Origin of the sequence: Bradyrhizobium pachyrhizi, assembly GCF_001189245.1 — a bacterium.
Lineage (GTDB): Bacteria > Pseudomonadota > Alphaproteobacteria > Rhizobiales > Xanthobacteraceae > Bradyrhizobium > Bradyrhizobium pachyrhizi.
Window position 1 is genome coordinate 93,901 of record NZ_LFIQ01000058.1, and the last position, 10,715, is coordinate 104,615.

The window sequence follows — 10,715 nt, forward strand, 5'->3', positions numbered from 1 at the left end:
CCAACCGGCTGCGCCGGCTGGAGGCGATCCGCGAGGCGGCGAACCGGCTGATGAACCGGCCCCAGTTCCAGCGCGATATTTTTCCGCGCGGCAATCCGGAATCGATCGCCGAGATCAAGCATCCGAAGTTCACCGCAACGCTGTACGACCTGCTGTCTGCCTATGCCACGCAGCGTCAGTCGCGCGTGCTGACCTCGGTGCATCTGGCCAAGCGGACGGTGTGGTCGCTGGCCGAAGCGCGCGCCTCGCTGGAGCGGCTGGTCGGCATCGCCGAGGACTGGAGCTGCCTCGACGAGTACCTGATGAATTACGTCGCCGATCCCACGCAGAAGGCGACGGTGTTCGCATCGAGCTTCGCTGCCGCCCTCGAACTGGTTCGCGAGGGCGAGATGGAGATCAACCAGAAGCAGGCGTTCGCGCCGATCTATTTCCGAAAGCGTCAAGCGCAAGCCGCAGTGGCGGCGCCGGACCTGTCGGTTGAGTAAGTGGAAGAAGGAGAGCAGGCCCATGGCAAGCTTGGCGGAAGTGCGCAGAGAAGAGCCCGAGGAGGAGGTTTCTCCTATGGATCCGGTGGCGCGTCCTGAGGAATTGCGGCTCCTAGAAGCCCTGTTGTTTGCATCGGCCGAGCCGATCGATCAGGCAACGCTGGCAAAGCGGATGCCCGACGGCGTCGACGTCAAGGCGGCGCTCGCGCAGCTGCAGGCGGAATACGCGCCGCGCGGCGTCAACCTGGTGCGTGTCGCCAACAAGTGGACGTTCCGCACCGCCGGCGATCTGTCGTGGCTGATGACGCGCGAGAGCACCGAGACGCGGAAGCTGTCGCGTGCCGCGATCGAGGTGCTGGCGATCGTTGCCTATCACCAGCCGGTGACTCGCGCCGAGATCGAAGAGATTCGCGGCGTGGTCACGTCGAAGGGCACGATCGACGTGCTGCTCGAGACCGGCTGGATCCGCCCGCGCGGCCGCCGCAAGACGCCGGGCCGACCGCTCACCTTCGGAACCACCGACGCGTTCCTGTCGCAGTTCAGCCTGGAAGCGCTCGGCGACCTGCCGGGGCTCGAGGAGCTGAAGGGCACGGGTCTGCTCGACTCGCGTCTGCCGACCGGATTTTCCGTTCCGTCGCCGTCGGATGACGCGACGCTGCGGGAGGACGAGGAGCCGCTCGAGCCGGGTGATACGCTGGAACTGCTGCTGGCGCCGGCCGTCGAGCCGGAAGCCGAGGAACCGAAAGCCGACGCAGAAACGACTGATGAGGTTGGGACTGCCGAGGTCGAAGCGACCGCCCAGGCGGAGGTCGAGGCGGACGTTGCCTCTGACGCGGATGCGGCCGAACCTGACGCCGGCGAGCCGGAAGACCGCGCCGACCACGCCGGTGATGACGCCGACACCGAGGACAAGGGCGAATAAGCCTGAATATTCCCGGTTAAGCCTAGCAATATTACGTAGCCGCGACAGCGATTTGCCGCGGCCGAGGTCCTTGTTTTTGACACCCCGCGGGCCTACCTTCCGGCAAAGTTCAGGCCGGTCCGCCGGCCATTTCTGGAGGGTTGCAGGATGGGTTCGTTGAGCATTTGGCACTGGATCGTCGTGATCGCAGTGGTCCTGCTGCTGTTCGGACGCGGCAAGATTTCTGATCTGATGGGTGACGTTGCCCAGGGCATCAAGGCCTTCAAGAAGGGCATGCAGGACGACGACAAGGTCGCCGAGAAGACCGAGCCCACCAAATCGATCGATCACAATGCGGCGCCGTCGGCCGCGCGCCAGGACGTCGGCAGCAAAGCCGTCTAACGCGCTTGTACTGACGCATATTTCGACGTTTTTTCTTGCGCGAAACGGTGACGCCGTCGCAGAGACGCGCTATGGACGCCGATTGAGAAAAGGCGCCGGCAGCCCCAGATCCTGTTGGGAGCGATGGGGCCGATGGCGGCGCGCTAGGCGGAAGAATTCATGTTCGATATCGGGTGGAGTGAACTGGTCGTCATCGCGGTCGTCGCGCTGATCGCCATCGGCCCGAAAGAACTGCCGGGCGTGCTGCGCATGGTCGGGCAATGGATGGGCAAGGCCCGCAAGATGGCCTCCGAATTCCAGGGCCAGTTCCAGGAAGCCATGCGCGAAGCCGAGATGGCCGACCTCAAAAAGAGCTTTGACGAGGTCAGGGAGGCCGCGACCGGCATCACCAGCGGCAACATCATGACGTCGCTGCAGAAGGACGTCAGCGACGCCCTGCAGATCGACAAGCCGGTCGATGCACAGGTCGCGTCCGCAGTCGACGCACCGGTGACGCCCACCACTCCTGCCGAGCCGACGCCGGAAACCTTCGTCGAGGCCGAGGCGCATGCGGCCGCGGGCGAGGCGCTTGCGATCACCAATGAGGTGAAGGGTGAGCCGGCGCCGCAGGACGTGACGCCGGCGCAGCCCGAAGCGCTCAAGGACGCGAGGGCGTCATGAGCGCCGAAGACATCGAGGCCAGCAAGGCCCCCTTGATGGATCACCTGATCGAGCTGCGCTCGCGGCTGATCAAGGCGCTGCTCGGCTTCGGCGTGGCCTTCATTATCTGCTTCTTCTTCGCCAAGCAGATCTACAACGTGCTGGTCTGGCCATTCGTCTGGATCGCGGGGCCGGAGAATTCGAAATTCATCTACACCGCGCTGCTGGAATATTTCATCACCCAGCTGAAGCTTGCGCTGTTCGGCGCGGGCTTCATCTCGTTTCCGATCGTCGCCACCCAGATCTACAAATTCGTCGCGCCCGGTCTCTACCGGCATGAGCGCAACGCGTTCCTGCCGTACCTGATCGCCACTCCAGTGTTCTTCGTGATGGGCGCGGCGCTGGTCTATTTCGTCGTGCTGCCGATGCTGGTGCGATTCTCGCTCGGCATGCAGCAGGCCGGCGGCGCGGAGACCGCGCAGATCCAGCTGCTGCCCAAGGTCGGCGAATATCTGTCGCTGATGATGTCGCTGATCTTCGCCTTCGGCATCGCATTCCAGCTGCCCGTGATCCTGACGCTGCTCGGCCGCATCGGCATCGTCACCTCGAAGATGCTGAAGGAGAAGCGGCGCTACTTCATCGTGATCGCCTTCATCATCGCCGCCGTGCTGACGCCGCCCGACGTGCTGAGCCAGGCCTCGCTCGCGATCCCGCTGCTCGCCCTCTACGAGGGCGCCATCATCGCGGTCCGGATCGTGGAAAAGAAGGCCGCGACCTCGAATGCCTCGTCCGGGGCGCCGTCGGCGACCAATCCCGCCGAATAAAGTGATTTCGCCTCACACTCGGCGTCATACCCCGCGAAAGCGGGGTATCCAGTACGCCGCGGCCTCTCGGTGACACGCCGACGTCTCTGGAATGCTGGATCACCCGCTTTCGCTGACGATGACGGTCGTGGTAGTGGAACTACATAGCCGTAGTTTGCCAACGCAATGGTTGGTTGCTTACGCAAAGCCTGCCAGGACTGACTCATGCACGACATCAAAGCGATCCGCGACAACCCGACAGCCTTCGACGCCGGCCTGAAGCGCCGCGGGTTAGAGGCCCTGTCGCCGTCGCTGCTGGCGATCGACGAGAAGCGGCGTGCGGCGATCCTGGCGTCCGAGCAGGCCCAGGCGCGGCGCAATGCGGCCTCGAAGGAGATCGGCGAGGCCAAGAAGGCAAAGGACGAGGCGCGGGCGGCCACGCTGATGGCTGAAGTCGCCGAGCTGAAGACCACGATGCCGGAGCTCGAGCTGGCGGCGAAGACGGCCGATGAACAGCTGATCAAAGAGCTGTCGTCGATTCCGAACCTGCCGCTCGACGAGGTGCCCGACGGCACCGACGAGCACGGCAACGTCCAGCACCATGTGTACGGCAAGAAGCGCGACTACGGCTTTGCGCCGAAGCTGCATGACGATCTCGGCACCGCGCTGGGCGACATGGATTTCGAGGCGGCGGCGAAACTGTCCGGCGCACGCTTCGTCGTGCTGAAGAAAGGGCTGGCTCGGCTCGAGCGTGCGATCGGGCAGTTCATGCTCGATTTGCACACCGGCGAGCACGGCTACACCGAGATCAATCCGCCGCTGCTGGTGCGCGACGCCGTGATGTTCGGCACCGGTCAATTGCCGAAATTCGAGGACGACCAGTTCTGGGCGATCAAGGGCGAATTGCTCTCGGTACCGAATGCCGATCTGCGCGGCGAGCGCCTCGGCCTGATCCCGACCGCTGAAGTATCGCTGACCAACCTCGCGCGCGAATCCATCCTCGACGAGAAGGAGCTGCCGATGCGGCTCACCGCGCTGACGCCGTGCTTCCGCGCCGAGGCGGGCGCGGCGGGGCGCGACACGCGCGGCATGATCCGCCAGCACCAGTTCACAAAGGTCGAGCTGGTGTCGATCACGACGCCGGAAGCCAGCAAGGATGAGCTGGAGCGCATGCTGTCCTGCGCCGAGCAGGCGCTGCAGAAGCTCGACCTGCATTATCGCGTGATGACGCTGTGCGCCGGCGACATGGGCTTCTCGGCGCAGAAGACCTACGACATCGAGGTGTGGATGCCGGGGCAGGGCGATGGCGGCGCCTATCGCGAGATTTCGAGCTGCTCGGTGTGCGGCGATTTCCAGGCCCGCCGCATGGACGCGCGCTATCGCGGCCCCGACGGCAGGCCGCGCTTCGTGCATACGCTGAACGGCTCCGGCACGGCGGTCGGGCGCGCCTTGATCGCGGTGATGGAGACCTATCAGCAGCAGGATGGTTCGATCGCGGTGCCCGATGTGCTGCAGCCCTATATGGGCGGGCTCAAGGTCATCGAGCACGGCATGTGAGGCGAGGGCCAGTGTGATGCCGCTGCACCGTGACATCCACTGGCTAGGTCGACAATGGGCCGTTACGGGCCACGGTCTGCAGCTGATCAATCAGAAGCAGATGGGCTATTACGACGTCGAGGCCGCGCGCCTGTGGGACGCGCGCGTGACCGAGGTGCAATCGAAGGCCTGGATCGACAGGCCCGACTTCGACAAGGCGCTGGAGATCGCGCGCGGCAAGTTCGCCCAGATGGCGCCGGCCGATCTGTCGCCACCTGCACCGATTGCGTCGCCGCCACCGCCGGTCCGGGCGACGCCGCCGGCCGCGCCGCGCGCTCCGCTTGACGCGACATCGGTGCCCTCGATCGAGGAGCTGCTGGCCAGGCTGAAATCGAAATCGGCTGCGACGGCGCCGGTCGCAAAACCGGCCGAGGCGCTCGCTCCCGTGCCGCCCAAACCCGAACCGCTCAGGGTTGAGCCTCGGAAGGTCGAGCCGGCACGGTCCGAGCTCCCCCAAGCGGCTTCGGTCGCCCCAGAACCGTCCATGGCTGAGCCTCGCGCGTTCGAAGCTCCGAAGGCCGAGTCTCTCACGACCGCTTCCGCCAAAGCCGATCCCATGAAGGCCGATTCGGTCACGGCCGATCCCATTAAGTCCGAGCTCTCCCCATTGGAGCTTCCGAGGCCTCCCAAGCCTGAGCCACGCCAAACCGCATCAATTGCTCTTGAGCCGGCCAGGCCGGAAGCTCGGAGGGTTGATCCGCCCAAGGTTGAAGCTCCCAAGGTTGAAGCTAAGGTTGAAGCGCCAAAGCCTGAACCTGCCAAGCCGGGGCCTCCAACGTCAGAAGCTGTCACGTCCCGGGGGCTCGGGGCCGAACTGCGTCAGACCCCGCGAGTTAAAATGCCGGAGGCGCCGCGGCCAACGCCCGTCATCGCGGTTGTTCGGCGGCCGGCTAGAGCAGCCTGGCCGGTGTTCGAGCGCAAGATCGCCGGCAGCGCGCGATTTGTCTGTCCATGGCGCGTGACGTCGGCACGATGGCGCGGGCCATCGCCAAGTTTGCCTCCGCGGCCCTAGCCGGTTAAGACGGCAATCAACTCAAGAAACCGCAACGTAAGATACCCGCGCCGAATCGGAACAAAAGGCACTTTGACGGATGCGAATTCTCTGCACCAATGATGACGGCATCCATGCTCCAGGCCTGCAGGTCGTCGAGCAGATCGCACGCGCGTTGTCCGACGACGTCTGGATCGTTGCCCCCGAGCTCGATCAGTCCGGCGTCTCGCATTCGCTGTCGCTCAACGATCCGCTGCGTCTGCGCGAAGTCAGCCCGCGTCACTTCGCGGTGCGCGGCACGCCGACCGATTGCGTCATCATGGGTGCGCGGCACATTCTCGGAGACAAGCTGCCGGATCTCGTGCTGAGCGGCGTCAACAAGGGCCGCAACGTCGCCGAGGACGTGGTCTATTCCGGCACCATCGCCGGCGCGCTGGAAGGCACTATTCTGGGCTTTCCGTCATTCGCGCTGTCGCAGGAATTCTCGATCGAGACGCGCAACGCGCCGCTGTGGGACACTGCGCTGAAATTCGGACCCGACATCATCCGCAAGGTGATCGGCGCCGGCGTCCCCAGGAATACCGTCATCAATGTCAACTTCCCGTCCTGCATGCCCGATGACGTGAAGGGCATCCGGATCACGCGGCAGGGCAAGCGCAATCAGGGGTTCCTGAAGATCGATCGCCGTCACGACGGACGCGGCAATCCGTATTTCTGGATCGGCTTCGAGCGCGCGGCGATGATGGATGCGCCGGCCGAAGGCACCGATCTCGCCGCGCTTGCGGCGCGCTACGTCTCGGTCACACCGCTGCGGCTCGACCGCACCGATGAAGCATTTTCGGAAACGCTGATTGATACGCTGAAGTAATCCTCGGGGAATCTGTAGCCCGGATGGAGCGAAGCGAAATCCGGGACCCGTGTTGTGAAGTCCCCGGATTGCGCTTCGCTCCATCCGGGCTACGCGCGCAACTTGCCGTTAAACCGGCGCGCCCTTCATCGCGCTGGAGATCACCTGGGCCAGCGTCTCCAGCTGGAAGGGTTTTTGCAGCGCCGGACGGTCGCGGTACTCCGGAGGCAGGCCGGACGAGCCATAGCCGGTCGCGAAGATGAAGGGGCGGTTGCGGGCGTTAATCAGCTCGGCGACCGGGGTGATCACCTTGCCATTGACGTTGACGTCGAGGATCGCGAGGTCGAATTCGGTCGATTGCGCAAGCTTGACCGCTTCGCCGATTTCGCCGGCCTCGGCCGCAACGCTATGGCCGAGTTCCTCCAGCATATCGGCGACCATCATCCGGATCATGACCTCGTCCTCTACGAGGAAAACTGAACAGCCCGCCGGCCGTATCGCTGTCATGATGGAATCCTTGCCCTTCCCTGAATTAGGCTCGCAAATAACATTACAGCGCGCAATGCAAACGTTTGGGAATTGGTCCTTTTCGAGCGCGCCACAGCGTTTGCCGCATCGCCGTGGCCGGCTTTGTTGCGCAAGATTTGCCCAACAGCCAACGAGGTGTGTTGGCCCTCCGAGAGCCCCTGATCTGGCCACCCAGACGTTAATTGCGCATCGCCGCCGATTATATGTGAGGGAGCCGGGCCGGCGCCAATGCCAAATCTGGCGATGGTTCCTGGCCGGGAACAAAACGCGACGGGAAATTTTTCCTTAACGCGGTATTTCGGATTTCAATGGCATCAAAGAGGGCAAGATTCCGCGCTGCTGCCCAGAGACGCTGATGAACATGGCCGTGAACCCCGATCCGACCGAGAAGATGATGTTTCAGCTGACCCTGCGGCGGCGCGGGGTGAGCGATCAGGCCGTGCTGCGTACGATGGAGGAGGTGCCGCGCGAGGTCTTCGTCGATCCGCGCGATCGCAACGAGGCCTATCGCGACAGCGCGCTTGCGATCGCCTGCGGGCAGACCATCAGCCAGCCGTTTGTCGTGGCCTACATGACCGAGCAGTTGCAGCTGCAGAAGGACCATCGCGTGCTCGAGATCGGCACCGGCTCGGGCTATCAGGCGGCCGTGCTGTCCCGGTTGTGCAAGCAGGTGCTGACCATCGAGCGCTACCGGACGCTAGCCGACGGCGCCCGCAAGCGCCTCGAAAAGCTGGGCTATTACAATATCGAGGTGCTGCTCGGGGACGGCTTCGACGTTCCGGCCGGGGCAGGCGACTTCGACCGCATCATCGTCACCGCGGCGATGGAGCAAATCCCGGAGAAGCTCTTGGAGCGGCTCGAACCCGGCGGCATCCTGATCGCCCCGGTCGGGCCGCATCAGGGTACCCAGACCCTCGTCCGCGTGGTGCGGACCGAGAACGGCTTCGACCGCAAGGAACTGGTCGACGTCCGCTTTGTGCCGGCGCTGCCGGGAATCGCGCGCGAATTGTAAATTCGGCGATTTGCTGCTTGGCACCAACGCCTTATTCGCAGGGTTAAGCGGTTATTTACTCGGTACGTGTTTACTCAAAACAGTCTTTTGTTGCGTACGAGTGAGTAACCATGTCCGGGGTTGTTGAGTTGCTTCGCTCGCGTCGCGTGCCGCAGGTTGCGGTGCTGACGCTGATGTCCATGGCTTTTGCCGGTTGCAGCGCCGATATGTCGTCGCGCTTCTCGCAAAACTCCTACTCGCAAAATCCGTTTGCGTTTGATCCGCAGCCGACCGGCACCGTGCAGCAGGCGCCGCCGCCGCGCGAGTTGCCGCAATACGCGCGGCCTCGAACGCAACCGCAATATTCGCAATATCAATCGCAGCCGTTGCCGCCGCCGGTCGCCGCAGCGCCGCAGTCCTATCCGGTCGCCAACGGCAATGCCGGCGTCTCCGGAGGAGGGCGCGGGGTCTCGTCCTACACGCCGCCGCCCGCGCGTCCGCAGATCGAATCCACCGGCACCGTTCCGCATTCGGTCGCAGCAGCCCATGCCGGGCATAGCGGCACGACCATCATCGTCGGCACCAGCGACACCCTGGAAGTGCTGGCGCGCCGCTACAACGTCTCGACCGCCGAGATCCTGCGCGCCAACGGCTACAAGGGACCGCGCGCGCTGTCGCCCGGCCAGCAGCTGGTCATTCCGCGCCCGACGGCGTCGGCCGCAGCGCCGGCGCTGGCCGCACCCGCCGCGCGCCCCGTCGCCGTGGCGGCCGCGCCTGCCGGCGTCCACTATGTCAATCGCGGCGACACGCTGCACAGCATCGCGCGCCAGCACCACATTCCCGTAGCCGAGCTCGCCCGCGCCAACAATCTCGACCAGTCGGCCCGGCTCAGCCTCGGCATGAAGCTCGTGGTGCCCGGCGCCAAGACGGCGATGGCGGCGCCCGCGCCCGTTGCGCAACCCGTTGCTGCCGCGCCGGTTGCGGCTGTGGCTCCGGCACCGGCGGTCGCAGCCCCGAAGGTCATTGCAACCGCGCTGCCGCAGCAGAGCGCGCGGCTGGTCCAGCCGACCGCGACGGTCGAACAGCCGGCGGCTGCCGCTGAAGCGCCCGTCGTCACCAAGTCGAGCGAGGCCACCGGCGCGTTGCCGACCTTCCGCTGGCCGGTGCGTGGCAAGGTCATCACCGCTTACGGCTCGAAGACCAACGGCAAGGTCAATGACGGCATCAACGTCGCGGTGCCCGAGGGTACGCCGGTGAAGGCTGCCGAAGACGGCGTCGTCGCCTACTCGGGCAATGAGCTGAAGGGCTACGGCAATCTCGTGCTGGTTCGCCATTCCAATGGCTACGTCACCGCCTATGCCCATGCGAGCGAAATCCTGGTGAAACGCGGCGATACCATCAAGCGCGGTCAGGTGATTGCCAAGTCGGGCCAGAGCGGCGAGGCGGGCTCGCCGCAGCTCCACTTCGAGATCCGCAAGGGATCGTCGCCGGTCGATCCGCTCCAGTTCCTCAACGGCGCGTAAGCTACGCGTCGGGACTTCAAGGGACTTCCAAGTCTCACAACAAAGACAGCGGGGGAGGCGCAAGCCTCCCCCGTTTTGTTTTGACGATCGCTGCGACAATGACTTGCCGCTCAGCCGCGTAGCCCGGATGGAGCGAAGCGAAATCCGGGGGCTCACTCGCGGAGTGCACCGATCCCGGATTGCGCTGCGCTCCATCCGGACTGCATAGGCGGTGACGGAAGGGCTATGCGTCTGATTGCCTGTTAGTTGCCGCTCAGCCGCACACCGAGCCGGCCCGCCAGTTCCTGCGTGTACTGCCAGGCCACGCGGCCCGAGCGCGATCCGCGCGTGGTCGACCATTCGAGCGCCTCGCGCTCGAGTTCGTCGTCGGCGATCTTGATGCCGTAATGGTCGCAATAGCCCTTCACCATCGCGAGGTATTCGTCCTGGCTGCAGCGATGGAAGCCGAGCCAGAGGCCGAAGCGGTCCGACAGCGACACCTTTTCCTCGACCGCTTCGCCGGGATTGATCGCGGTCGAGCGTTCGTTCTCGATCATCTCGCGCGCCAGCAGATGCCGCCGGTTCGAGGTCGCATAGAGGATGACGTTGTCGGGGCGCCCCTCGATGCCGCCTTCCAGCACTGCCTTCAGCGACTTGTACGAGGCATCGTTGCCGTCGAAGGAGAGGTCGTCGCAGAACACGATGAAGCGGAAGGAGGAGCTGCGCAGCAGCTCCATCAGGCCGGGCAGGCTCTCGATGTCCTCGCGGTGGATCTCGATCAGCTTCAGCCGGTCGGCCGGCTTGCGGTCGACATTGATGCTGGCATGCGCGGCCTTGACCAGCGACGACTTGCCCATGCCGCGGGCGCCCCAGAGCAGCGCATTGTTGGCGGGAAGTCCGTCGGCGAAGCGTTCGGTGTTCTCGATCAGGATATCGCGCATCCGGTCGACGCCCTTGAGCAGGCCGATCTCGACACGGCTGACGCGCGGCACCGGGGCGAGGCGCCCGTCCGGATGCCAGACGAAGGCGT

General features: G+C 64.8%; 11 protein-coding genes and 1 pseudogene. 10 read left to right on the top strand and 2 right to left on the bottom strand.

Annotated features, from left to right (window positions below):
- The 8 genes and pseudogenes from AKL29_RS44710 to surE form a co-directional block, all read left to right on the top strand.
- The coding region (locus AKL29_RS44710; RefSeq protein ID WP_430648866.1) for a segregation and condensation protein A at positions 1-485 on the top strand (485 nt) is incomplete at its 5' end.
- Between the two features lie 22 nt (positions 486-507).
- Positions 508-1,353, top strand: a pseudogene (scpB, locus tag AKL29_RS12190) (SMC-Scp complex subunit ScpB); the annotation flags it as partial.
- A gap of 201 nt (positions 1,354-1,554) precedes the next feature.
- Positions 1,555-1,788 carry a twin-arginine translocase TatA/TatE family subunit gene (locus AKL29_RS12195; RefSeq protein ID WP_028332136.1) on the top strand — a complete coding sequence of 78 codons (234 nt, stop codon included), beginning with the start codon at positions 1,555-1,557 and terminating at the stop codon, positions 1,786-1,788.
- A 159-nt stretch (positions 1,789-1,947) separates the two neighbouring features.
- The gene (tatB, locus tag AKL29_RS12200) at positions 1,948-2,448 is read left to right on the top strand and encodes a Sec-independent protein translocase protein TatB (RefSeq protein WP_050384330.1); all 501 of its coding nucleotides are present in this window, start codon (positions 1,948-1,950) and stop codon (positions 2,446-2,448) included.
- Entirely contained in the window at positions 2,445-3,251 is an 807-nt protein-coding gene (tatC, locus tag AKL29_RS12205; RefSeq protein ID WP_028332134.1) for a twin-arginine translocase subunit TatC, read from the top strand. The genes tatB and tatC overlap by 4 nt, the downstream gene beginning before the upstream one ends.
- 204 nt (positions 3,252-3,455) lie before the next feature.
- Positions 3,456-4,787 carry a serine--tRNA ligase gene (serS, locus tag AKL29_RS12210; protein WP_050384332.1) on the top strand — a complete coding sequence of 444 codons (1,332 nt, stop codon included), beginning with the start codon at positions 3,456-3,458 and terminating at the stop codon, positions 4,785-4,787.
- Between the two features lie 16 nt (positions 4,788-4,803).
- Positions 4,804-5,838, top strand: coding sequence for a hypothetical protein (locus AKL29_RS41820; protein ID WP_152977550.1), 1,035 nt, complete (start codon positions 4,804-4,806; stop codon positions 5,836-5,838).
- A 79-nt stretch (positions 5,839-5,917) separates the two neighbouring features.
- Positions 5,918-6,685, top strand: coding sequence for a 5'/3'-nucleotidase SurE (surE, locus tag AKL29_RS12220; protein ID WP_028332131.1), 768 nt, complete (start codon positions 5,918-5,920; stop codon positions 6,683-6,685).
- A 108-nt stretch (positions 6,686-6,793) separates the two neighbouring features.
- Here the strand turns inward: surE and AKL29_RS12225 are convergent, their stop codons facing one another.
- Positions 6,794-7,171, bottom strand: coding sequence for a response regulator (locus AKL29_RS12225; RefSeq protein ID WP_026192734.1), 378 nt, complete (start codon positions 7,169-7,171; stop codon positions 6,794-6,796).
- A 376-nt stretch (positions 7,172-7,547) separates the two neighbouring features.
- On the opposite strand from AKL29_RS12225, the gene AKL29_RS12230 reads away from it, so the two are divergent.
- Both AKL29_RS12230 and AKL29_RS12235 read left to right on the top strand, forming a co-directional pair.
- Positions 7,548-8,204, top strand: coding sequence for a protein-L-isoaspartate(D-aspartate) O-methyltransferase (locus AKL29_RS12230; RefSeq protein ID WP_050384337.1), 657 nt, complete (start codon positions 7,548-7,550; stop codon positions 8,202-8,204).
- Positions 8,205-8,314: 110 nt separating this feature from the next.
- Positions 8,315-9,706: a LysM peptidoglycan-binding domain-containing M23 family metallopeptidase gene (locus AKL29_RS12235; RefSeq protein WP_050384339.1), complete on the top strand. Its 1,392-nt coding sequence runs from the start codon at positions 8,315-8,317 to the stop codon at positions 9,704-9,706.
- A 242-nt stretch (positions 9,707-9,948) separates the two neighbouring features.
- Here AKL29_RS12235 and AKL29_RS12240 read toward each other — a convergent pair.
- Positions 9,949-10,715, bottom strand: a 767-nt coding sequence (locus tag AKL29_RS12240) for an ATP-binding protein (RefSeq protein ID WP_244481963.1), incomplete at its 5' end; no start/stop codon positions are given.

What these genes read in the sequence shown, in the direction of transcription:
- AKL29_RS12195 (WP_028332136.1), top strand. Translation starts at nt 1,555, where the DNA reads ATGGGTTCGTTGAGCATTTGGCACTGGATCGTCGTGATCGCAGTGGTC.
- tatB (WP_050384330.1), top strand. Translation starts at nt 1,948, where the DNA reads ATGTTCGATATCGGGTGGAGTGAACTGGTCGTCATCGCGGTCGTCGCG.
- tatC (WP_028332134.1), top strand. Translation starts at nt 2,445, where the DNA reads ATGAGCGCCGAAGACATCGAGGCCAGCAAGGCCCCCTTGATGGATCAC.
- serS (WP_050384332.1), top strand. Translation starts at nt 3,456, where the DNA reads ATGCACGACATCAAAGCGATCCGCGACAACCCGACAGCCTTCGACGCC.
- AKL29_RS41820 (WP_152977550.1), top strand. Translation starts at nt 4,804, where the DNA reads ATGCCGCTGCACCGTGACATCCACTGGCTAGGTCGACAATGGGCCGTT.
- surE (WP_028332131.1), top strand. Translation starts at nt 5,918, where the DNA reads ATGCGAATTCTCTGCACCAATGATGACGGCATCCATGCTCCAGGCCTG.
- AKL29_RS12225 (WP_026192734.1), bottom strand. Translation starts at nt 7,171, where the DNA reads ATGACAGCGATACGGCCGGCGGGCTGTTCAGTTTTCCTCGTAGAGGAC.
- AKL29_RS12230 (WP_050384337.1), top strand. Translation starts at nt 7,548, where the DNA reads ATGAACATGGCCGTGAACCCCGATCCGACCGAGAAGATGATGTTTCAG.
- AKL29_RS12235 (WP_050384339.1), top strand. Translation starts at nt 8,315, where the DNA reads ATGTCCGGGGTTGTTGAGTTGCTTCGCTCGCGTCGCGTGCCGCAGGTT.